Consider the following 23,818-nt stretch of genomic DNA (forward strand, 5'->3'; position numbering starts at 1 on the left):
TCAGGCATGGGGGCGTATCCTCATCACATCGGCGTCGGGAGCAATCTGCAGAAGTCGATTCACGTCGTCGGGCATGGGCGCCGCGCGGGGACGGTCCTGACCCGCCTTCTGCGTCACGTAGACGACGGTCATCGTGCCGCGGGCGCAGAGGGCCTCATCGGGCGCCGCGCCGCGGCGGAGAAAGTCGATGGTGTACGTCATTGACTTGTTCGTCTTGCCGGTGATGCGCAGGTGCAGGTCCACCTCGTCCTGGTAGCGCAGGGGGCGGCGGTAGTCGCACGCCGCGCTCACGCGCACCCACCCCGCCATCTCCGGACCGTGCTGCGAATGAACCGACAGCCCCAATGAACGGAAGAAGGCGTGCTCGGTGGCTTCCATGATGCGGAAGTAGTTGGCGAAGTGCATGATGCCCGCCATGTCGGTGTCGGCGAACTCGACCAGACGGGATGTGCGGAACTCATGGGGCATGATCAGTGTGTGCCGGCGGAGACCGGCGACGCGACCCCCGCATGGGGCGAGAGGTCCGCAGCGGCGGCGGGCGAAGGAGCCATCTTACAGACCTCGGCCACGTCGCGGGCCATGCGCTCGGACGTGAATCGTTCGCGCGCCGCGTGGAACCCCTGCGCCGCGAGCCGCCGGGCGGCGTCATGATCGAGCAGCAGTCGCTCCAGGGCGTCGGCGAGTGAACCGGGATCATTCGGCTCGCACAGCGTGCCGCCGCCGGTCGCCTCGATCAACTCCGGGAAGGCCCCGTGTCGCGGCTGGACCACCGGCGCCCCCGCCGCCATCGCTTCGATGACGTACAACCCGAACGCCTCGCCGTACGTGGCGGGTGCGGAGAAGAGATCGAGCGATGCAAGATGGACCAGTTTCTGTTCACGGGAGAGGTTGGGGTGAAATGACGAATCAGCCGCGAACCCCGCCTCGGCCAGCCGCGTCTGCATCTGCGACGCGAGTCGGCGATCCGGCTTGAGCATGACGCCCGCGACGCGCAGCTTCGCATGTGGGACACGGCCGCGCTGTCGCAACTGGATGAATGCTTCAACGAGCGTGATCAGTCCCTTCTCTTCGCACATGCGCGCCAGGAATCCGATGACCGGCGCCTCCGGATTTCGCGGCCACGAAGGCAGTGAGGTCGGGAACCCGTCGAAGTCGATGCCGTTGTATACCACGTGGACCTGACGCTCACGCAACCCCAACCGCCCTCGCATCACGTCCGCGTAGTACCCGCTGACGGCGATGAAAGCATCCACACCCGCCGCCCTCTCGCGTACGAGCGACCACGCCTGCCGTGACGCGGCGACGGGCAGGGCGTCAAGGAAAGCGTCCTCTCCCTGCAGCGTGCAGATGACGCGGCAACCCATGGCCTCACGCAGTGGGCGGGCCAGCCCGATCAGCAGGGCGTTGCAGAGGATGATGACATCCGGCCGCTCACCGGACTTCTTCAGCCAGTCGATCAGTCGCGCCAGTTCCCACTGTTGCCGCCCGTCGGACCCGCGCAGCATGGAAAGCGTCATGTCGGCGTGCGACGCAGCGTCCGTCATGTCGCCCATCCTGGAAGACCATCGCAGCAGGCGGGGGGCGTCCATCCAGCGGCGCAGAAAGCCGGGCAGCCGCCGCATCCACGGATGCTTGTGCTGCAGGTAGAGGTTGATGCCCCCCATGTGAACACGCTCGCGGCGGGGAAGCGGCGACTCCTCCAACTGGAACGGCAGGTACAGTGGCACGATCGACGCCTCGTGCCCCAGCCGGCGCAACGCGGCGCTCAATGCATGATCGCGCAGGCAGTTGCCGCAGTAGAAGTGGCCGGTGCCGGGTGTGAGCTGAAGGATGCGCATGGATCGGCCGGGCACCGCATCACGCATAACGCGCGTGACGGTGGCGATCAAGGAAGAAATCATGAAGCAGCCGGTCCACCTGCAGCAGCCCACGACGAGTGAGCTCGATGACGCCGTTGCGGACGTTCAACAGACCGGCCTGTTCGTGTTTTCGCAGCGGCTCCGCGAAGCGATTCGTCACATCAACGTCGAACTTGTCGCGGAAGTATGACGTGCCCACGCGGCCCAGCTTCATCTGCAGGATGAACTCCCGGATCAGACGCTCCTCATCGGTGAGCGCCATGGCCCGGTGGATGGGAAGCCGGCCTGATTCGATCATGACCAGGTACGGGTCAAAGTTGTGCTCGTTCTGAAAGTGAACGCCCGCCAGGTGGGAGAACGATGACACGCCGATGCCCAGCATGTCCGCGCCCGTCCACAGCGCATCGCGGTAGAGAAACTTGACGTGCCGGTCCTTCACCGCGGTATACGCGCTGCCGATCGAGTAGCCCGCCTGCTCCAGCCGCGCGAACGCCTCGCTCACCCAACGGCGCTTGGTCTCCCAGTCGGCGACCGGGGCTACTTCCGTCCCGCCGTCCTTCATGCGACGGTAGATGGTGGTGTTGAAGGGTACCTCGAGCTGGTAGATCGTGACGCTCTCCGGCGCGAGCCGGATCGTCTCCTCAATGCAGCGTTTCCAGTTCTCCTCCGTCTCTCCAACCATGCCGGCGATCAGGTCAATGTTGACCTGCGGAAAGCCGACTTCGCGGGCGACCTCATAGGCGCGAAAGATCTCCCTGGCGCGGTGGGCCCGGTTGTTCAGTTCGAGGATCTGCGGATCGAAGTTCTCCACGCCCAGCGAGAGCCGCGTCACGCCCATCTCCCGCAAGGCCCGGATCTTCTTCTCCTGCAGCGTGCCCGGCTCGCATTCGAAGGCGATCTCCTCCGCCCCTGCCCACGACAGATGCGACTGCAGCCCGCCGAAGAGATACTGCAACTGCTCCACCGACAGGTAGGATGGAGTGCCGCCCCCGAAGTAGATGAACTTCAGCCGCCGACCCTTGATGTACGGCCGCGAGGCGTACTGCGCCATCTCCGCGATCACCGCATCGAGATAACGCTTGATCTCCTTGGCGTTCTTGTCGGTATAGACCTTGAAATAGCAGAAGTCGCAGCGTTTGCGGCAGAAAGGGATGTGCGTGTACAACCCAAGCGGGGTGTCCGGCGCGGGGCGGTCGAGCAGCCGGTGGACCGTCTCCGTCGCCTCCGTCGTCCAGAACGAGAAGGGCGGATAGTTGGCCACGAAGTAGTTGCCGGCGGTGGTCTTCTCCTTCGACTCGGCCGTCGGAAGCACGGGCAGCGGCGTTGAGGCGCTGTCGGTCATGGCGCCTTCCTTCCTGATTCAGGCGCGTTCGGCGCGCCGAAGGCGTACACCCGCCCGTCGTTGGCACCCACGATGACCATCCCCCCGGCCACCGCGGGCGACGAATATACCGGCTGCCCGATCTCGTAGCTCCACAACTCCCGCCCGTCGGCCAACGACACCATGTACAGACGCCCGTCGCCCGAGCCGAAGATGACCTTGTCGCCCACGATGACCGGCGAGCCGTCGATCTTGCGCCGGGTGGAGAACGTCCAGATCACGTCGCCCGACTCGCGTTTCACGCAATGAACCAGTTTGTCGCGCCCGGCGAAGACCACCCGATCCGCCGCAAGCGCGGGAGCCGCGTAGAACGGAAACCGCGACTGCTGATATCGCCACGCGACCCGTTCGGCGTCCAGGTCCACGCGCACGAACTCGTTGGCCATGTGGCCGACGTAGACCTGTGACCCATCCACAGCCACCGCCCCGGCCATGTTGGCCTCGTCGCCGACGAACACCTTGCGAATGAACGCGCCGTCCGTCGCCCTGACTTCGTGGACATAGCGGTCGCAGCCGCCGAAGATGATGCGATCTCCCGCCACTGCGGGTACGGCGTTGATGCGCTCCTCGGTCAGATAGGTCCACTTCACCTCGCCCGTCGCCGCGTCAAAGGCGTAAAGCTTGTTGTCGAAACTGCCCACGATGATGAGCGTGGTTTCGTCGTTCACCTTCACCCAGTTCGCGCCCCCCACTACCTTGTCATCGGTTTCATGTTTCCATCGCAGCGAGCCGGTGGCGGCGTCGAGGGCGTAGAAGAAGAAGTCACCCGAGCCCACGTACACCGTGCCATCATGCACCAGCGGCGGCGCCTCGATCATCTCGCCCGTCTCGAACGTCCACACCGGGGCGCCGGTAGCAAGGTCGATGCAGTGAAGCTTCATGTCGTCGCAACCGACGTAGACGCGCCCGCCGCCGGCTACCGGCGATGAGGCGATGGACTTGCCCGCATCGTACGTCCAGCGGAGCGTCAGTCGGTCAGGCAGCGAACCGGATGCAAAGCCGGAAAGCCGCTGATCCCCCCGCGCGACGGGCCAATCGGCGACGGGGTTCGATTCCGCCCGCGGCGTCGGCGCGGCCGTACCGCCCCCGGGGGGATCGAACTCGGCGATTGACCGGATTCCCGCGTGGGTGGAACTGAAGAAACTGGAAGGCCATGTCAAGCACATCGCGCCGCTGCTCACAGCGGCTCCCGCCAGCAACGCCAGCTTGGGCAGGTGGATGCAACTCATGGCTCGAATCGCGTCATCATAGCCCCCGGCTCCCGCTGCCCGTCTTACCGACGAACGCTCCGATGGATTCGACTCTTCCGGCATTACGCCAATGGAGCGGCCACTCCCGCGCCCAAGGCCGCCCGGTACAGCATGGCGAACTCCCTCGCTGTCACCGGGCGTGGATTGAACTGCGCGGTCCATTGCTTCGCGGCCCCTTGCGCGAGCGCATCAATGTCCCGCTCCTGGACGCCGCATCCGCTCAGCGTGTTCGGCAGATCGGTTTGGATGAGCACCCGCTCCAGCCAGGTGACGAGCACCGAGACGGCTGCGTCCGCGCCGCCATCAGGCGAAGCCAGTCCGCCGGTCCTGGCCAACTCGGCGTAGCCATCGCGCGTTGAGGGATCCTGGGCATTGAACCGCACCACGTGAGGCAGGAGCAGCCCCACCGCGTGACCGTGGATCACGTTGAAAGACGCCGTGAGCGGGTTGGCCATGGAATGCGCGGCGCCGAGCATGCTGTGCTCAATGGCGGCGCCGGCCCAGCAAGCGGCGAGCATCATGCCGCCCATCGCCGCCACGTCGTCCGCCTGCTGCAGGATGGTCGGCAGGTTGGCGACGGCGAGTCGGAACGACTCGCGCGAGAACAGTCGGGACGCCTCCGTACGCTGACGGGTGACGGCCGTTTCCACCGCGTGAGCCACCGCGTCCAGCCCGGTGCAGGCGATGACTGACCGTGGCTGGGACACTGCCAGCAACGGATCGAGAATCGCCATGCGGGCCAGGGCCTTGCGGTCGCCGCATGCCATCTTCTGATGCGTCCGCTCATCGGCGATCAGCGCGAACGACTGCATCTCGCTTCCGGTGCCTGTTGTCGTGGGGACGGCGATGAATGGCAGCATCGGCTTCGTCGCCTTGCCCACGCCCCAGTAATCCGCCATGCGCCCACCGTTGGTGAGCAGGAAATTGCAGCCCTTGGCGCAGTCCATGCTGCTTCCACCGCCGAGGGCGACAATGAAATCAACCCTTGCCTCCCGCGCGGCGGATACGCATCGATCCACGTCCAGCGTTGTCGGGTTCTCTCGCACCTGGTCAAAGACCACGCACGACAAGCCCGCCTGCTCGATCGACCGCCTGGTGTGATCCGCGTGCCCGGCCTCCACAAGTCCGCGATCGGTGACCAGCAGCACGCGTGTGCCGCCCTGCTCGCGAGCGACCGCGCCCAGTCGATCCACCGATCCGGGACCAAAGATCACGCGCGTCGGAATCTGAAATTCAAAGGGTGACATGCGCTGTCAGCAATCGGCTCCTGGAGTCACGGCGGTGAAGTCCTCCGACTCGCTCACGCCATCTGAAACGCCCGCGCGCGGAACAGGAAATCCACCAGGTTCCCCTCGTGCGGCTGCATCCAGTTCAACCGCACCGTGGGGATGGGGCCGAGGTTGAGCCGGTCGATGTTGGTGGCGTCGAGGAGTTGGCGTCGGAACCCCTCATCCGCCGTGATGGCCGTGGCGACCAGCGTGTCGCCGATGCGTTCGATCATTTCCTGCCGCGGGCACTGCACCACGCTGACGAAGGGGAACATGTACTCGGTGTTGGCCAGTGTGCGCGTGGGGTTGTCGCAGGCGATCACCGTCGGGCGCAGATAGGCGCAGCGCTCGTGCGTGATGAGGCGCGATCCGTCGCCGCCTTCGTGCTTCATTCGCCACGCGGCGGTCACATCATCCACCCCCGGCTCCGCCAGCCCGCGCTCGATGAGGGCGTTGACGCCTTCGGCCTGCTCCTTCACCGTGAAGGCCGCGAGGACCGCGCCGGGGTCGTTCGGCGGCAACGGCGCAACGGGCCCCAGCCGCTCCGCCAGGGCCTCGGCGATGGCCCCGCCGTGGCGCGGCGTCCAGATGCCGGAGCAGTTGACGCAGGAGCGTCCGCTGTTGGAAAGTACGCTCTCGACCATCAGGTCGATGTAGTCTTCCCATCGATCGGCGGCATCTTCGCCCAGGATGATCTTGCTGAACCCCGGTCCATGCACCTGCACGCGCGGGTTGCCGCGGTAGCGATCCACCGTCGCCGCCCCCCCGAAGAGCAGCGTCTTGCGGCCGTGCTCGACCACGGCGGCCCCGATGTCCGCGCCGCCGGGATAAATCGAAAAGGCCTGACGCGGAATACCCGCCTGGGCGAAGGCCTCGATCATGCGGAAGGGCGTCCAAGGTTCCTGCGGGCCTGGCTTGATGACCAGCCCTACCTGCAGCGCGGGCACCGGCAGCCACAGCCCATGCACGCCGGGCGAGTTGGAAGGCAGCACCATGCCCAGCACCGGCGACGCCGCCTGGTAACTGCGCATGACGCCGTTCTCTTCGCCGTACCCGCGCGAGAGGATGTGCGGGTCGAGCCCGCGCATCAGCGAGGCGAGGATGGCGCGCAGGTTGGTGAGCACGTAATGGAGTTTGTCCATGTTGGCCCGGCACAGCCGCTCGGGAAGCCCGGTGGTCGCCGACTGGCTGCGGACGAACTGCTCGGGCGTCTGCTTGCCGTCCCCGGCGGGCAGTTCGGCGTCCATGAACAGGTCCGCCGCTCTGCCGAGGCGGTCGATCAGGTCGAGCGGATCGAGCGTCAGCAGCGCTTCGCGGGCGGCCGCGGCCCGGCGCATGTCGCGCGCCACCAGACCGGGATTGGTGCGAGAAATCTCGGCGATCGGCTCGCCCGTGGCGAAGTGGACCACGTTGTCCACATCGAGACTGCGGTACGGCTCGCCCCAGCGCAGGATGGGAAAGTGCGTGGCGCTCATGCGGTCTCCCCGGGGAACTGCGGCGTCAATACACCCCCTCCACGATCTTCTGTTCGTTCTGCTGGAACGGCCGCACGTCGCCGACGCCGTCCCACGGGTACCGCTCGCAGGGCGGACGGCGCATGGCCTCATCTCGTTCGAGGAACCGCGGCATGAAGAACTCGTGCGTCAGCGTGGTCAGCTCCACGCGGCCCCATTCGCCGAAGTCGACCACGCGCTCCGGCTGCTTCGGGTCCACCACGCGCAGCACCGCACGGGGCTGCGGCGCGTGGTAGGTGATCGAGTACTGGTCCGCCGGGGTGAGCGGCTTGTGCGCCGCCAGACCCATCAGCGTGTTGCCGTAGGTGGGGACGAGTTGCGTACGGCCTTCGAGGACTTCCTCCATCAGGAATCGCACGTACTGGGGCGACATGGACGTGCCGCCGCAGAACACGCCTTTGATGCCCGCGTCCGGGATGGAAATCTGCTCGCTCAGCGCCTCCAGCAGTTTGGGCGTGGTGAAGAGCGCACTCACCTGCCGGTGCTTGAGGATCGTCACCGCCTGATCGACTACGTGGGCCATGTACTGCCTGGCCTGGTCGAACTGCTGGCTGGCAATGAGTTTCTTCACCCAGCGCGGATCGAGATCGACGAAGAAGCACGAGCAGCCGCGGAAATTGGCCAGGTGCTCGATCGCCAGGCGAAGTCGTCGCGGACCGGTAGGCCCCATCATCAGCCAGTAGTGATGGCGCGGAAACGCGGCATCATCCAGCGTTTCGGAGAACTGCTCGTAGTCGAACTTGTAGTCGTCCCACCCGATGCGCTGCTTGGGCATTCCCGTGGTGCCGCCCGTCTCGAAGATGGTGAACGGCCGTCCCTTGTAGGCGGCGGGGATCCATCGCTCGAGCGGCTCGGTGCGCAGCAGGTCGCCGTCAAAGTTGGGGAAACGCCGGATGTCGGCGAATGACCGGACTTCAGCCGCCGGGTTCCACCCGGCGCGTCTCGCCCAGTCGAGCCAGAACGGCGTGCCCGTCTCGGGTGAAAAGTGCCATCGCACGATGTCGCGCACATGGGCGTCGAGCCGGGCGCTTGCCTCCACGGCTCGTTGCTCAAGCCCGCTGGTGATTGTGGCCGCGCTCATCGACCCGGCTCCACGGTCGCCGTCGCCTTTTCGATGGCGAAGAACTTGTCGATCGTCGCCCGACTCAGCGGCTTCGTGAGCAGCGATACGACGACCAGCGAAATCACCGACGCGGCGAAGACGAACGTGACCGCCATGACGCCGTTGACAAGATACTCCTCCGTGCCGGGATCCTTCTGCCCCAGGTAGCCCTTGTCGGTGAAGATCATGGCGTCGGAGAAGAACATCGCCCATACCACGGCGGTGGTGACCACGCAGGCGATGGCCCCGGCTCTGGTGGTGCGCTTCCAGTAAATGGCGGCGAATACCAGGGGAAAGAGGGAGGCAAAGCCGGTGAAGCACCACACGCCGAGGTCAAAGACATGCCCCGGATTCGTCAGCGAGATCAGGTAGGTCACGAACACCACGGCGATGACGAACCCGCGACCCAGCCACAGTCGCTGATGGTCGCTGAAACGGTCGCGGCCCGTGAGCGGAATCACCACGTCGTTGGTGAACATGCTGCCGATGCACACGAACTGCGAGTCGAGCGACGACATGATGGCCGCCAGCACGCCCGCCGCGAGCAGGCCGGTCAGCAGATCGGAAGCCACGTAGCGGTTGACCATCAGGCCCAGCACCGCGTTGGAGCTGGGCGGCGCCCGCAGCTCGCCCGCGCCGACCTTGGCCGCCGCCCAGATGCCGATCATGATGCAGGGAAGCCAGACGATCATGATGCACACCGGATGCGCGATGACCGTCAGCCGGAAGCTCTTGGCGCTGCGGGCCGTCAGCCAGTGCTGAAAGAGATGCGGGAACATGCCCACGGAGAGAGGAATAAAGCAGTAGGTGAGGAACTGCGCCTTGCCGATCATGCCTTCCCGCGCGGCCTTCTGCGGCGCGTGCTCGATGACCGCCTGCGACGCCGCCGACATGCCGCCCAGCGCATGGGCGATCATCACGAAGGCCACCACACCCATCACCATGAATACCAACGTCTGGAACGTATTGGCCCACGCGGCGCTGCGCACCCCCCCGAAGAACACGTAGAACAGCACCACGCCGCTGATGACCAGCCCGGTCAGCCAGGTCGGCACCGAGCCGTTGGTGGAGGCGAACATTTCCGGGAACATGCCGCGCGTGACGCCGGTGATGAACGAACCAGCTCCGAGCAGACCGACCAGCAGGTAGGGAATGACCAGCAGTACGAGAATCGGGAACAGCAGGTAGCCCAGGGTGGGCGACTCGAACCGGTCGCGGAAGTACTGGATCTGCGTCACGTAGCCATAGCGCTTGCCGATGGCCCAGAGCTTGATGCCGATGAGGAAGAACACGCCGGCGTGAATCAGCCCCGACCACGAGGCCATCAACCCGTAGACGCCGATGCCCAGGTCGAACGCCTTGCCGGTGGAGCCAACCAGTGCAAAGGCGGTCATGGTCGTACCGAACACGCTCATCAGCAGCATGAACGGGCCGATGGATCGGCTGGCGACGAAGAAGTCGCCGCTGGTGCCGCGAAAGGCGCGCGCCGAAACCAGACCCAGCACCACAAGCAGACCGAGATACGCACCGATGACGTAGAGCGGGACGACGGAAACCGGCGTGGTCGGCGGCGCCTGGGCAAGCAGCATCATGCCCCACCCCCCCTGCCGCCGCGCGTTCGGGCCGGACCTTCAAACTCATCCGCCCACGCCTCCAGGTGCTGCGGCCAGGCGAACTTCACCGCCAGGGCCCACACCATCGCGCAGGCCACCGAGAAGCAGGCGTGGTAGAACAGTCCCACGGGCACCACGCCCAGCACCAGCGTGACGTCGCCCCAGAACCAGACATCCTGGTGCAGCACCGCCAGCGCCAGGGCCGAACCCCACACCACCCAGAACATGCCCGACCGACGCGAGCCGTTCATTCAGGCGTCTCCTTGATGGCGAACAGATGCGTGTGCGTCTGCACGTAGAGAACTCCGTTGGCCGTGACCGGCGATGAGTACACCGGCGACATCATGTCAATCTCGTTGAGCAGTTGCAGCTCCTTCGACGCCGCGAGGATGGTGAGATAGCCGTCCTCGTTGCCGATGTACACCTTGCCATCCGCCACGAGCGGGGAACCCCAGATGTGCCCCTTGGTGTCGTGCCGCCAGTGCAGGTGGCCGGTTGCTGCGTCGAAGCAGTAGACGAATCCCGAGTAGTCGCCCACGTACAGCAGGCCATCCACCACCGCGGCCGTGGAAATCGAGCGGTTGATCAGGTTGTACGACCAGACGCCGTGCGTCGCGGTCACATCGCCCTTGCCGGTCGGATCGATGCAGACGATGTTGCCCGCGCCCTCGCCGTGCTCGGGATCCTGCCCGATGGCCACGTAGACCTTGCCGCCCGCGACGACGGGCGTGGCCAGCACTTCACTGGGGCCGGCCCGGGTGGCGTACTTGATGGGCTTGCCATCGCGCATGCGATACTCGGGCGGATTGGCGTCGAAGCGCCACACCTCGTCGAGGATCATGCGGCCGTCCTCGCCTTCCACCGGCTCGGGGGCGAAGGCGTACACCCACCCATCCGGCCCGCCGAAGATGCACAGCTTCAGGTCGCCCGATTCGAGCCAAGCCGGCGAGCTCCAGTTGCTGTGAAGGATTCGCTGCCCGGTGCCCGAATCCTCCTCGCCGATCAGTTCGCCGGTGATGGCGTTCAGTTGAATGAGACTGGGCGCGAAGGGGGCGGGCGTCTCCACGTGGCCGTAATCGACACCGTTGGACGTGGCCACCCAGATGCGGTCGCCCACCACCAGCGGTGCGCAGGTGGTGATGTTGTGCGGGAAGACGCCGCACTCGTCGATCATGTTGAACGTCCAGATGATGTCGCCGTCCGTGGGCGCCAGTTCCATCGGGGGTTTGCCCTTGCCGGCGTAGTACTGGCCTTCGTCGGTAAATGGACCATCGTTGCCGTCGGCCAGGCCGTTCACGTCGGCGCAGACCACTTCACAGAGATTGGACATGAAGTACACGCGGTTCCCCACCACCGTGGGCGAGGAGCAGATGCCCAGATACTCCCAGTCGCTCACTTTGCCGGTGCCCATCTTGGGAATGTTGATCTGCCAGATGAGCGCGCCGGTCTGCTCGTCAAGGCACATCACTACGCTGCGGTCGCCCTCGTAGCGCGGGTCGCGCGGCGAGTCGTTGTTCGTGCCCAGAAAGACGCGCCCGTTGGAAATCGCCGGGTTGCCGTAGCTCTGCGAACCGAGCTTGGCGACCCATTTCACGTTCTTCGCGGTGCTGATGTCGATTTCATCGCTGGCGCCGATGAACTGACCGGGAGCGAACTCCACCGGCAACCCCCTGGCCGGTCCGCTCATGTTCCGCTCCGGCGTGCGCCCCCACATGGGCCAGTCCTCGGCGGCGCCGGCCAGCAGCGCGACGCCCGTCAGGGCCAGCAGCGATGTCGTGATCCTTCGCATGGTCATGATCCTTCCGCCCGCCCCCGGGTAGTCGCCTGGGTTACTCGTTGGGCGTAACGACGATGTTATCGACGTAGACCTTGAAGCGGCTCTGAAGCGTGAAGCCGTAGATCCCAGGAGCGCCGCTCTGGTGCCCGTGCTTGTGGTGCACCTCGATCATCCAGCCCTCCGGCTCCGGCTCGTCGCGGGGCCATGCCTTGGCTCGCACCGTGGCGGAACCGTCGCTGCCCGTGTCCACGCGCGACTTGAGCGTGTACCACACATTGGGCTTCATGGCGAACGGGACGGACTGCTTGATGCGCTCCACGTTGGAGCTGATCTCCAGTTCCTGGTAGTTGCCCTTGAGCACGATCTGATATCGCTGGTGGATCAGCCCCGGAGCGGAAATGGTGCGCCGGTTGCCGTCCGACATCACGTCCGCCTGCATGGTGTAGTTGGTCGAATCCGGATGACCGATGAAGGTCATCGTGCGCTGAAAGAGCGGGTTATCAATGGTGCGGGCGGCAACCTTGCTGCCGTCGACCTCACGGATGTCCCACTTGGGGCGCCCGCCGATCCACTCCGAGGGCGGCCATGAGAATTTGATGTTGGCGTCCGCCGGGTCGGGCTGGGTGAGCGCGATGCCCTCGAAGTCCTGCCGAAAGGGTATATCCGGCACGATGCGCACCCGCACCGACGCCTTCAGCCCGCCGGCCGCCACTTCAAGCGCGGCCGCGCCGGGCCGGGCGTCGGACGGCACCGTCATGACGCGGGTGGAAGCGTCGAACGAGGCGTTCACCGCCGGGCTGGGCGTCCACGTCAACTGACGAACAAGGTCATCCACCACGTTGCCCCGCGCGTCGAGCGTCTGGGCCCGGAACGTGACCCTGTCGCCGGGCCGGCAGATCACGTCCGTGGGGATCACCTGCAGGATGGCGGGCTCGCCCCTCTGGAGAATGGGGGCGGCGGCCGCCGACGCGGGGGCGTGCGGTCGGTGCGATCCGAAGCAGTAGAGCGCCTCGGTGGTATGCACGAAGATCTTGCCGTTAGCGATGGCCGGAGCGCCCAGGCAGTTGCCTTCGAGCTGCACTTCCGCCAGGCGCCGGGCTCCCTCATCCGTGGGCCGGATGATGTAGAACATCCCGTTGTTCATGGGCACGTACAGCTTGCCGTCACCCCAGGCCGGCGAGGCGTGAATCTGGTCGGGAGCGAGTTTCTCGTGCCAGAGCACCTGGCCGCTGTCGGCGTTGACGGCGCACAGCTCGCCGGTGCGGATGGTCTGGTAGATGCGATTGCCGACCAGCACCGGACTGCTGGAGAACGACTCGAGATCGTTGCGCCACACCTCGTGCTCGCGCGACAGCGTGTTGGGCTGCGCTGCACCGGTCGCCGGCTCGGCGCCGGTGCGCACCGCGACCATGCGCCCGATGTTCGAGGCGTCGATGTTCTCGGTTCCGTGAATGGCGATGGCCATGTCTCGATACAGCAGTACGGAGGCGTTCATGCCGCCATTGGTCATGAAGTACCGCCACATCAGCTGTCCCGTGCGGGCATCAAGGCACACCAGGTAGCCGCATCCGGTGGTGGCGTAGAAGACGCGCCGCCCGTTGAGCCATTGGAAGACCGGCATGGACATCGAGTTGTCCTTGGGCGACGCGCCGGGCTGCGACCACCAGACCAGGTCGCCGGTGCGCTTGTCGAAGGCGTAGAAGCGGTCCATCGCCGGTCCCGCCGGACCCCACATCGAGGTGATCGGATGCACGATCACCAGGTCGCCGTCAATCGCGGGGGCGCCGGTGCGTCCGTTGGGGAAGGTCAGCCGCCCGAACACCTCCATCATCGAGATCCGCCACTTCAGTTCGCCATCCGCCGTGAAGCAGCAGAGCAGCCCCGGTGACGTCAGGCAATAGACGTGACCGGTGGCGGGATCGACCGTGGGACTGCCGATGGCGTAGCGGTCGTAGACCGTGTCGGAGATGAAATCGCTGAAGGCATGCTGCCAGATGAGTCGGCCGGTCTGCTCGTCAAGGCACAACAGCAGTTCGACCAGATCAGGCCCTTCGCCGGTGTATCCCATGGCGTAGACGCGGCCATTGGCGATGACCGGCGTGCCCCGCCCGCGGACCGGGTAGGTCCACAGGTGGTTCTCGCCGTCCACCTGCCACGATTCCGGCAGATTCTTTTCGTCCGACGCGCCGAACTGCCCCGGCCCGCGCCAGGAAGACCACACGGCCGAGCCCGCGCCGGGCGTACGCTCGGCGTTGATCGAACCGCCGCCCGCCGCCGGACGGGGTCGCTCGCCCTGCGCAGCGGTGGACGCGGCGAACAACATGGCGACGGTCGAAGTCAGCAGAGTGGCGATTCTCATTCGTCGTCTCCCAGTCACCCCGCCCCGGTTCGCCCGGATCAGAAATCGATGCTCACACTCACGCCGTACGTCCTGGGCGCCCCGCTCTCGCCGACGAAGACGTTCGGATCGGCGGGGTTGGGCTGGAAGGCCACCAGCACGTACTCCTCGTCGAAGGCGTTGCGAATCCATGCCTCGATCCGCACGTGAGGTCCGCCCACGCCGATGCGGAAGTTGGCCAGCCCGTAGCGTTCGCCTTCCCGGTTGCCGGCATCATAGAAGTACGAACCCACGTGTACATACTCGCCGCGGACAAATGCGTTCCACCCGCGGCCAAGATCGTGCGTGTATTGCGCCCCGACGGAGAACGTTGTCTCGGGCACGAAGGCCAGCTGGTTGCCGCGCGTGTCCGCGCCGAAGGGATCGACGTACTCGCGGAACTCCGCGTCGGTGTAGCCGAAGGTGGCGAAGAGCTCCAGCCCTTGCGCCACGCGGGCGATCAACTCCAGTTCGAAGCCCTTGCTCACCGCCTCACCCGCGTTGTCCACGTAGCCCCCGGCGAAGGGGTCGAACAGCGAGAGCTGCATGTCGTCCCAGTCGATGTAGAACACCGCGGCGTTGAAGAGCAGGCGATCGTCAAACCAGGTGCTCTTGAAGCCGACCTCGTACGTCCAGCTGGTTTCAGGCCCGAAGGTGAAGGCGTCCGCCGGGGCCGTCAGGTTGAATCCGCCCGCCTTGAAGCCCTTGGCCACCAGCCCGTAGACCATGAAGTCGTCGTTGAAGCGGTATGCCGCGCTGAACTTGGGCAGAAACTCGTCATCCCGACGGTCCAGCCGCGTTGTTGAGTCGAACACGGGGAACCCGAACACCTCGAACGTGCGTCGGATGCGGGCCTCCTTGTCCTCCACGTCGTACCGCGCCCCGGCGGTCAGATCGAGGTGCTCGAAGAGCGTGAGCGTCACCTGCCCGAACACCGCGAAGCCCAGGTCGTCGAAGTCGCCCCGCGACGTGTCCACGCCGACCTGTTCGGGCGGAAAGAAGATGCCCGCTCCGCCCGGCCTGAAGTCATTGGCCGCGGAACGGTCCGACTCCGCCGAAAACACCTGCGCCCCCACCAGCCACTTGAACGTGGCGCGGTCACCCAGTTCGATCGACCTGTCCGCGGGCGACGCCAGGCGAACTTCCTGGTACAGCGAGTGCTGCGACTCGGTGGTGCGGCGGCGCACGGCGTCGAACGGCGAAAAATCGAAATCCGACGTTTCGAGAATATCCCAGTCCTGCCACCCGGTGATGGTGGTGATGTCCACCGATTCGCCATAGTGGTTCCACGACAGCGATGAGGCGAGGATATCGCGTTCGGCGCGGCCCTCGAAGTCCTGCATGATCCGGTGAGGCCGGTCGCGCAGCGCGTTCAACTCCGACAGCACGAACCCGCCGTCGCGCGCATGCTCGCCGTACAGCGTCACGCGGATGTCGTTGCGCTCGTCGGGCGTCCACAGCAGCTGCCCGCGCCCGAAGAACGACTTGCGGAAGTCCACGTCGTTGCCGGTGAAGTCGTTCGTTGTATAACCGTCGCGGCTAGAGCGGAGTCCTGAGAGCGAGAAGAACAGCTTGTCCTCAACGACCGGCCCGGAGACCGAGAGCGAGGCGTCGAACAGGTCATAGTTGCCGAAGGTAATCTGCGAGCGAACCGCGAACTCGTTGCCGGGGCGGCGCGTGTGCAGGGCCATGAGCCCGCCCAGCGAGTTGCGCCCGTAGAGCGTGCCCTGGGGTCCGCGCAGGAACTCGATGCGCTCCACGTCGAGCAGCGCGATGTTGGTGCTGCTGCCGGCCAGTTGAGGCACGCCGTCGATATACGTGGTGACGGACGGATCGCCGATCGTGGCCCCGATGCCGCGGATGGTGGGGAAACTCAGCCGCCTCGCCGAGAACTCGGTGAAGTGCAGGTTGGGCACGAAGACCGCCGCGTCGCTCATCTTGACGATGCCGGCGTCGCGCAGCATGCGCCCGTCCGCCACTGAGAGCGCCTGGGGCACGTTCTGCGACAGTTCCTCCCACATGCGGGCGGTCACCAGAATCGGATCGATCCGAACCACCGTGTCCGCCCCCGGCGGCGGGGGCTGCGAAGTCGTCTCCTGGGCGGGCGGCGCATCGTCATCCGGCGGCGTCGATGGCGGATCCTGTGATGCGATCATCAGGATCAGCAATGCCAACATGCTCACGTGCATCAGTGCGTCACTCCCATCTCACCCCGGCGGCGGCATCCCGACGCGATGCAGCGCCGTCGCCCCGCTTCGTTTCAATCCACACGCGCCGAATGCTCAGGGGTTCGCCCCCGAGCGATGATCGCGGCACACCAGGTGCCCCAGCGAGTTGCGGACGTAGATCAGCCCGTGCGACAGCACCGGCGTGGTCCAGCACTCGCCGCCATTGAGCACCTTGGCCATCGAGAGCGGCTTGAAGCCCTCCGGCGTGGCGTCGGCGATGATGAGTTCGCCCCGGCCCGTCATCACCAGCAGCTTGTCGCCCGCCATGCTCACGCAGCCGTGGCCCAGGCCGCGCTCATCCCACTTCACGTTGCCCTCGACATCCATGCACTTGAAGCGCGAGGGTTCGTCGAAGCCGTACAGATGCCCCTTGTAGAGCACCGAACCGGACATCTGGTTCTTCAGGTTCTTGTTCTCCCACGCCACCGACACGCCGCCGTCCGAAAGCGAGAGCATGGCGCAGCCACGTCCGTATCCCGAGGAAATGAAGATTCGATCGCCGATGACGATTGGCGTGGCGGCGTTCACATCATGCCGCGTCTTCCATTCGTGCATGCTCACGGTCGAGCCATCCTTCCGATCGAGGATCGCCAGCCCGTTGCCATTGAACACCGCCAGCAACGGGCGTCCCGACTGTTCAAAGTCGATCGGCGTGGAGTAGGCATGCCCCAGGTTGGCCGACTTCCACTTCAGGTCGCCGGTCATCTTGTCGAAGGCCAGCACCAGCCCGGCGTTCATGTAGACCATGTCGCCCAGCACGTAGGGTGAACCGGCCAGTCCCCAGGTGGGCAGCTGGACGCCGTACTCCTCGACCAGGTTCTTCTTCCAGATGACCTTGCCGTCGGCGGCGCTGAAGCAGAAGAGATGTCCCTTGCGCTCGCCCACGTAGAGGCGATCGCCATCGACGGTGGGCGTGCTATTGGTGCCGCCGCCGTGATAGAGCGCCCACTTCTCCGATGGATACCGATGCGACCAGATCTCCCTGCCGGTCACGGCGTCGAGGCACCAGATCACGTCTTCCTGGGTCGCCTCGTCGTACCCGTTGGTGAACAGTCGTCCGTTGGCGACGACCACCGAGGAATAGCCCAGCCCGACGTTCTTCGACCAGAGGTGCTCGGGCTTGCCCTCCACCACCCAGCCGGTTTCCTTGGAGATGCCGTCCCGATCCGGTCCGCGCCACTGAGGCCAGTCGAGACCGCCCTGCGCCAGGGAGGCGAGCGATGCGGCGCATGCCGCGACCAGGGTCGTCAGACGCGTTGCGCCGCGCACAAGGCGGATCGCGCTGTTCCTTCGCATGATCGAATCTCCCGCGTGTTCGAACGTTGGTGAGCGCCGCGGCGCCGGCGTCACGAGCCCCGGTGGTCGAGACAGACAATGTCGCCGTTGCTGTTGCGGACGTAGATGAGCCCGTTGAGCAGCACCGGAGTGGTCCAGTACTGTCCGCCATCCAGCACCTTGCGGCGCGACAGTTCACGAAACTCCTCCGGCGTCGCCTCCGCGATGATCAACTCACCCCGACCCGAGAGCAGGATGAGCTTGCCGTCGGCCAGGATGTGTGCCGCCTTGCCGATGCCGCGCACGCTCCACTTCTCGTTGCCCTGCAGGTCGATGCACTTGAAGACCGAATCGTCGTAGCCGTACAGATGATCCTGCCACAGCGTGACGGCGTTCATGTGCGTGCGCATGATCTTGCTCGTCCACAGCGGCTTGAGGTCGCTGCCTGCGTGCTCCAGCAAGGCGCAGCCGTGGTTGTACCCGGAGGAGATGAAGACCTTGTTGCCCGTCACCACGGGATGGGCGGCGTTGACGTAGGGCTGAATGCTCCATTCAAACACCGCGATCTGCGACCCGTCCTTCTGCGCGATCAGCACCAGGCCGGTGCGGTTGAAGATGGCCAGCGCGGGAGTGCCCTGGGCGTCGAACTCGATGGGCGTGGCGTAGGCGTCGCCGTAGTTCTTCGAGGTCTGCCACACTTCCCTGCCGGTCTTCTTGTCGAAGGCGATCACCTTGCCCACGTTCATGATGACGCGGTCGCCCAGAACAAAGGGTGCGGTGGAGAACCCCCAGGTCGGGTACGTCAGGTTGTATTCCGCCTTCAGATCCTTCTTCCAGACGACCTTGCCGGTGGCGGCCTCGAAGCAGAAGAACTTGCCTTCGCGGTCGGAGAAGTAGACGACATCGCCATCGACTGTCGGCGTGGACAGCGTGCCCCCCCGGTGCGCTCGATTCCAGATGGCAGAGGGGTATCGGTGCGTCCAGACTTCCTTGCCGGTCAGGGCGTCCAGACAGTAAATCACGTCCTCTTCCTTCGCCTCGTCGTAGCCCAGCGTGTAGAGCCGCCCGTCGGCGATCGAGAGCCCGGAGTACCCGAGCCCCACGTTCTTTGACCACACCGGCTCCGATTTGCCCTCGACGGACCACCCCGTCTCGTTGGAGATGCCCGTCCGATCCGGTCCGCGGAACTGGTTCCACGCCCGGTCAGCGTCGCCCTCGGCGGCCGCCGCCCCCGCCCAACCCAGACAACTGACCGCCACGATCATGGAACGCCACGTGAGATGTCGCATGGGAACTCCTGTGGAACGCTGACGACCGAACCCTGAAAACCCCGGATGCCGGTCGTGAAGGTCGCCCGGCGGTCCGACCATTCTACTGACTGGACCGTAGAAGGGTGCCGGTCGTGAGGTGTCCCGAACAAATCCAAGAAACGAGAGACATGCGGGAATAGTCCGGCGCTCCAACCGAGGGAGCACCACCGCGCGACGCGGCGCGTCACGCCACCCAGCGCGCCGCACTGCGGACCACCCAGCATTGGACGCCTCAGTCGCCCACTCGTTCCAAGCGGAAGATCACCGGGGCCTCGATCCAGGAAACCTCGCTGACGCCCCCGCGGGTGGCCGGCCTGAAGCGCCAGCGCCTGACGGATGCGATCGCGGCCTCATCGAGCACCTCGTGTCCGCTTGACTGGAGCAGTTCAACGCGCCCCGCCGTGCCATCCGCCAGCACCTCGATGCGCAGCTCCACCACGCCGGAGTACCCCCGACGGCGTGCGACCGTCGGATACACGGGCGGCTCATTGCGGATGACGACGGCGGGTGTCGGCGACGCGGCGACCGCTCCACCCGCTGATTCACGCAATGGTGGCGACGGCGCCTGGACAGGAGTCGTCTCGCGCCGGTTCGCCTCCGTCGGCAGATCGCCTGGCGATACGGGCGTTGGCTCGACTGCTTCCGGCGACGTCGCCTCGTCCCGTACCGGCGATCCCGCCCCGCGGACCACCAGCCACGAGCGAACATCCCGCACCAGCGTCGCCACGCATGCCGCGGCCCACGCCTGCGCCGCCGCGACCTGTTCCCGAATCTCCTCCGAAGCACGCTGCGCCTGGGCGAGCGCCGGAGCGATGCCGCGAATCACATCCACTCGCTCGACCGCGTCCATCGGTTCCGCCACGGGTTCCACTTCCGACGCTGCCGCCTCTTCGGACGCCGCGTCGGCCGGGTCCGCCCCGTGCTCGGTGGCCACGGTGTGGGATTCAGGTGCGGGTGACGCCCACCTCGCAGCCGAGATGGTTACCGGCGTGACCGTGACGCCCCCCAGGTCAACGCGGGCCGCGTTGACCGGCCCCACGCGCAGCAACAGCGCCGCCCCCACGTGGGCGAGGATCGCCAGCCCCCCCGCAAGAGCCAGGTCGCGCGTCATGGCGTTTCTTCCCTGGCAAGGATAAGCACCTGCTCGATCTCCCGCCGCCGCAGCAGGTCGAGCACCTCCACCACCCGCCCGTGACGCGCCCCGGCGTCGCCGTTGATGACCACGCGAGGCGTCGGCAGTTCAGCCAGCGCCGCGTCCAGCGCCGCTGCGATCGTCTCTGGCGTCACGTGCTGGTCGTTCACCTGCATTTCGCCCGATTCGCCGATGGTGATGACCACCGCCTCGTCGCGGTTGATGACGGTGGCCCCGGCGCTGGCGCCCGGAAGCCGGACGATCATTCCGCGCTGTACGGTCATCGCCAGCATGGAGTAGATGAAGAACACCAGCAGAATGAAGATGCAGTCGAGGATGGGGATCATCTCGACCCTGGCCCGGCGCCGCAGAATGGGCGCATCAATCCGCACGAGTGGTCCTCCCGGTGCGGAACGTGATCTCGAAACTGGTCAGATGACCTTCCAGTTCGCCCACGGCCCGCTCGAGCCGCGCCGTGAAGTAGTTGTACGGCACGAGCGACAGCATCGCGACCACCAGCCCCGCGGCGGTGGTAAGCAGGGCCTCGGCGATGCCCCCCGTGACTGCCACCGGGTTGTCGATGCGGCCGCCGCCCAGCACCTCGAACGTGGCGATGATGCCCAGCACGGTGCCGAGAATCCCCAGCAGCGGCGCCAGCGTGATGATGGTGTCGTGGATGCGCAGGTAGCGGCTCATGCGCCGGATTTCCTCGTTTGCCCCCATTCGAAGCGCCGCCTCCAGCGATTCCTGCGGATGCTCGAAGGCATACCGACACACCCGAACCGCGGCGTCACGCGAGCCAGCGCAGAGCGACGCGGCCTCGTCGCGCTGGCCTTGCGCCACCAGGGCGCGCACGCGATCAAACAGGGAGGCATCCTGCTCGCGCCGGAAACGCATCCAGAAGATCATGCGCTCGATGGTGATCGTCACCGACACCACCGAGCACGCGATCAATGCGTACATCAGCGGCCCGCCCTGGTGAATCCAGTCCAATCCCATGTTTCAAACCCGAAGTCCACCGATGAACACGGATGGGCACAGATGAAGTCAAGACAGTCAGACTCAGAGTACGACCAGCACAGGACGTTGATTGCTGCGGTTCAAACAGAAACTGATCCTACACGCCCGCCGATCACTTGGTGAACGCGACGAAACGCCCCTTACCTTTCATCCCCGTCCATCCGTGTCAATCTGTGGACTCTCCTGCTTACTGATCCACACTCCGTAACTCCGCAACCGTCCACGGATCCACCCGATCGGCTGTCGCCTGCCGCACCTGACGTACCAGTTCGGGCGGGACAGGATCCGCCGCGTTGCCCCACGAACGGCGAATGAAGGTCAGAATCTGGGCGATCTGCTCGTCCCCGCCCGCTGGGGAGCGGGGCATGTCGCCGTTGAAGGTCATTCCGTCCACCTCAAGTGGTCCGCGCAGCCCATGCAGCATGATGCGGATCAGCCGCTCGGGCGGGCCCAGCACCCATTCCGTCCCCACCAGCGAGGGCGCCACGCCCGGCTGACCCCGTCCGTTTTCCTGATGGCAGGAGAAGCAGAAGGCGTCGTACAGTCGCTGGCCCTTGCGGAACGTTTCGTTCTCCTGCGGCGTCAGCAGGCGAGCGCGGGGCTGCTCATTGTGACCCGGCCAGGAAAGCCGCTGGTGTATCCGCCCGGCGAGCGCCGCCAGCTCATCCGACCCCTCGCGCAGCGCGACCCACCCGCGCGGCTCACTGGCCAGAACGAGCGTCTTCGGGTACGAGGTGTCCAGCCGCTGCGCCGCCGCCACGCGCGACAGCAGCGACTGCCGCGCCCACAGCGGGTTGGCGGGGTCGGCGGCTTCCTCGATCAGGCGCGTGACGGCCGTGGCGTCGTTGGCGCGGAAGATGCAGTCCGCCAGCGTGGACACGGCTTCGCCAAGGCCCGCGCGTCGCATCTGCCATGTGGAGTCGGCGAGCAGTCGCGTCAGGAACGGGCGCTCCCGCCCCGCCAGACCGGAGAAGACCGCCGAGCGCATGCGCCGGTCGGCCGCGTTGGCGTTGAGCGCCTCGTGCAGCGCTGCGGTGGCGGGCTCATCGGTCCGCGCCCCGATCGTCAGCGCCGCTTGCACTCGCACCAGGGGCGATTCGTCCTTGAGCAGCGCCACCGCCCGACCGAAGCATTCATCATCAAGGATGTCGGATTCAAGCAGACGCAGCGCGTGAACGCGAATCCACGGGTCACCGGACGCCAGCCCGGCCTGCGCCACCGACGGCGAAAGCATTCCAAGCCCTTCCAGCGTCCACATCGCGTGAATGGCCGCCTGTCGCGACGGCGCATCGAAGGCCGTCCGCTCCAGCAACGCCGCCGCGTCCTTCGCTCGGCGCTCGACCAGCAGCCGCTGCGCCGTGTCGCGCCTCCAGCCGACGGGGTGCGCCAAATCCGCCACCAACTCGACGGCTGTCGCCCGTGAGAGCCGAGGGGGCGGACGGTGTTCATACTCCGTCGGCACGATCCGCCAGATTCGCCCCAATCCGATCGGTCGATCCAGTCCCCGCTCAATGACCTGCTTGCGCAGAAACGTCGTCATAAACACCCGGTGCTGCAGGATGCCCCGATAGAAGTCGGCCACGTAGAGTGCGCCGTCCGGCCCGAAACACAGGTTGACCGGACGGAAACGTTCATCCGTGGAAGCGAGGAACTCACGCCCCTCTTCCGCCGGGCGGCCCGTGAGCCGTCCGTCCGGCTCCTCCATCAGCACGTACCGCTTGATGAGGTTCGCCGACGGTTCGCAGACGAAGGCGTTGCCTCGGTGCGAAACCGGAAAGACACCGCCCCGCTCGATGGCCGGTCCGCAGGCGGCGGTCACGCTCACGAGACGGGCGTCGGGCGTGAGAAAGTCCTTCTGATATCCGCGATTGACGCCCGGCGTGGGGCGAATCGGCCACACCCGCATGTCGTGGACGATGCGCTCATCCACGCCTGTCAAGGCGCCGAGGTTCGGGTTGCGCGAACCGTAGTGAAGCGGAACAAGATCAGCGCGAAGCGGATCGCTGTTGGGCGAGTAGTAGAAACGTCCCAGGTCATCCATCGCCAGCCCCCACTGGCCGTGGCCGGGCGTGGCTTCCTGGATGAGCATGTCGCCGTCGAACCGATACTGCCGCGGATGCTGGGACAGATGGAAGCGGTTGTCGATCCCCCGCACCAGCCCGTTGCCCGCATGCTCGGGGTTCGTCAAACCCCCAAGATCGCTGGCGAGCACACGAATGTCATCCGCCCGCCCGTCGCCGTCGGTGTCGCGGGCGAAGATCAGGTCCGGCGGCGAGATGATGAGCGCCCCGCCATGCGTCGGCGCCACCGCGCGGGGCAGTACGAGGTGATCGAGAAACACCTGCCGCCGATCCATGCGCCCGTCGCCGTCGGTGTCCTCCAGCACGGCGATCATGCCCACGGGATCGAGTTCGCCCTCGCCATCGACGGTGGGCATGAAGCCGCGCATCTCGACGACCCAGAGGCGGCCGTCCTCGTCAAAAGCGAACGCGACCGGATCTTCGACCAGCGGCTCACGCGCCACCAGTTCCACGCGAAAGCCCGGCTCGAGGACGAACGACGCCAGCGCCTCCTCTGGCGACAGCACTGGCGCGGGTGGAAGTCGCCATGCTTCGGGCAGCTCCGGCTGCGGTTCGTCGGCCCGGTCGCCGGCCTGGGCGAAGGCGGTGGACGCCACGACCACGGCTGCCAGGGGCCACATCGCGCGAACGA

Annotated in this window: 18 protein-coding genes; all 18 read right to left on the reverse strand. The window is 66.0% G+C overall.

From position 1 onward, the window contains the following. The 18 genes from HRU76_14505 to HRU76_14590 all read right to left on the reverse strand — a co-directional run bounded on the left by HRU76_14505 (position 1) and on the right by HRU76_14590 (position 23,783). Positions 1–468 (reverse strand): acyl-CoA thioesterase, encoded by a 468-nt coding sequence (locus HRU76_14505; GenBank protein QOJ18720.1) that lies wholly within the window; start codon positions 466–468, stop codon positions 1–3. A gap of 2 nt (positions 469–470) precedes the next feature. Next, positions 471–1,901, reverse strand: a complete 1,431-nt coding sequence (locus HRU76_14510) for a glycosyltransferase family 4 protein (GenBank protein QOJ18721.1) — start codon at positions 1,899–1,901, stop codon at positions 471–473. Continuing rightward, positions 1,858–3,201, reverse strand: a complete 1,344-nt coding sequence (locus HRU76_14515; GenBank protein QOJ18722.1) for a coproporphyrinogen III oxidase family protein — start codon at positions 3,199–3,201, stop codon at positions 1,858–1,860. Before HRU76_14515 ends, HRU76_14510 begins: the two co-directional genes overlap by 44 nt. Next, the gene (locus HRU76_14520) at positions 3,198–4,469 is read right to left on the reverse strand and encodes a PQQ-like beta-propeller repeat protein (protein QOJ18723.1); all 1,272 of its coding nucleotides are present in this window, start codon (positions 4,467–4,469) and stop codon (positions 3,198–3,200) included. Before HRU76_14520 ends, HRU76_14515 begins: the two co-directional genes overlap by 4 nt. 83 nt (positions 4,470–4,552) lie before the next feature. After that, positions 4,553–5,737, reverse strand: a complete 1,185-nt coding sequence (locus HRU76_14525) for an iron-containing alcohol dehydrogenase (GenBank protein ID QOJ18724.1) — start codon at positions 5,735–5,737, stop codon at positions 4,553–4,555. Between the two features lie 53 nt (positions 5,738–5,790). Beyond that, positions 5,791–7,233, reverse strand: a complete 1,443-nt coding sequence (locus HRU76_14530; GenBank protein QOJ18725.1) for an aldehyde dehydrogenase — start codon at positions 7,231–7,233, stop codon at positions 5,791–5,793. A 25-nt stretch (positions 7,234–7,258) separates the two neighbouring features. Continuing rightward, positions 7,259–8,353, reverse strand: a complete 1,095-nt coding sequence (locus tag HRU76_14535; protein ID QOJ18726.1) for a hypothetical protein — start codon at positions 8,351–8,353, stop codon at positions 7,259–7,261. Then, positions 8,350–9,963 (reverse strand): sodium:solute symporter family protein, encoded by a 1,614-nt coding sequence (locus HRU76_14540; protein ID QOJ19204.1) that lies wholly within the window; start codon positions 9,961–9,963, stop codon positions 8,350–8,352. Before HRU76_14540 ends, HRU76_14535 begins: the two co-directional genes overlap by 4 nt. Further along, complete coding sequence (locus tag HRU76_14545) at positions 9,963–10,214, reverse strand: hypothetical protein (protein ID QOJ19205.1); 252 nt, start codon at positions 10,212–10,214, stop codon at positions 9,963–9,965. Before HRU76_14545 ends, HRU76_14540 begins: the two co-directional genes overlap by 1 nt. 20 nt (positions 10,215–10,234) lie before the next feature. Further along, positions 10,235–11,776: a PQQ-binding-like beta-propeller repeat protein gene (locus HRU76_14550; GenBank protein ID QOJ18727.1), complete on the reverse strand. Its 1,542-nt coding sequence runs from the start codon at positions 11,774–11,776 to the stop codon at positions 10,235–10,237. 40 nt (positions 11,777–11,816) lie between these two features. Then, positions 11,817–14,123 (reverse strand): PQQ-binding-like beta-propeller repeat protein, encoded by a 2,307-nt coding sequence (locus tag HRU76_14555; protein QOJ18728.1) that lies wholly within the window; start codon positions 14,121–14,123, stop codon positions 11,817–11,819. A gap of 38 nt (positions 14,124–14,161) precedes the next feature. Further along, complete coding sequence (locus HRU76_14560; GenBank protein ID QOJ18729.1) at positions 14,162–16,318, reverse strand: TonB-dependent receptor; 2,157 nt, start codon at positions 16,316–16,318, stop codon at positions 14,162–14,164. A gap of 105 nt (positions 16,319–16,423) precedes the next feature. Continuing rightward, a complete protein-coding gene (locus tag HRU76_14565; GenBank protein ID QOJ18730.1) occupies positions 16,424–17,665 on the reverse strand; it encodes a PQQ-like beta-propeller repeat protein in 1,242 nt (413 codons plus the stop codon). A 50-nt stretch (positions 17,666–17,715) separates the two neighbouring features. Beyond that, the gene (locus HRU76_14570; protein QOJ18731.1) at positions 17,716–18,933 is read right to left on the reverse strand and encodes a PQQ-like beta-propeller repeat protein; all 1,218 of its coding nucleotides are present in this window, start codon (positions 18,931–18,933) and stop codon (positions 17,716–17,718) included. A 253-nt stretch (positions 18,934–19,186) separates the two neighbouring features. Beyond that, positions 19,187–20,065 carry an energy transducer TonB gene (locus HRU76_14575; protein ID QOJ18732.1) on the reverse strand — a complete coding sequence of 293 codons (879 nt, stop codon included), beginning with the start codon at positions 20,063–20,065 and terminating at the stop codon, positions 19,187–19,189. Continuing rightward, entirely contained in the window at positions 20,062–20,478 is a 417-nt protein-coding gene (locus HRU76_14580; protein QOJ18733.1) for a biopolymer transporter ExbD, read from the reverse strand. The genes HRU76_14575 and HRU76_14580 overlap by 4 nt, the downstream gene beginning before the upstream one ends. Beyond that, complete coding sequence (locus tag HRU76_14585; GenBank protein QOJ18734.1) at positions 20,468–21,085, reverse strand: MotA/TolQ/ExbB proton channel family protein; 618 nt, start codon at positions 21,083–21,085, stop codon at positions 20,468–20,470. The genes HRU76_14580 and HRU76_14585 overlap by 11 nt, the downstream gene beginning before the upstream one ends. Positions 21,086–21,293: 208 nt before the next feature. Continuing rightward, on the reverse strand, positions 21,294–23,783 hold the full coding sequence (locus HRU76_14590) for a c-type cytochrome (GenBank protein ID QOJ18735.1): 2,490 nt from the start codon (positions 23,781–23,783) through the stop codon (positions 21,294–21,296). Positions 23,784–23,818: the final 35 nt, after the last annotated feature.

The organism is Phycisphaeraceae bacterium (assembly GCA_015709595.1).
Taxonomy (GTDB): domain Bacteria; phylum Planctomycetota; class Phycisphaerae; order Phycisphaerales; family SM1A02; genus CAADGA01.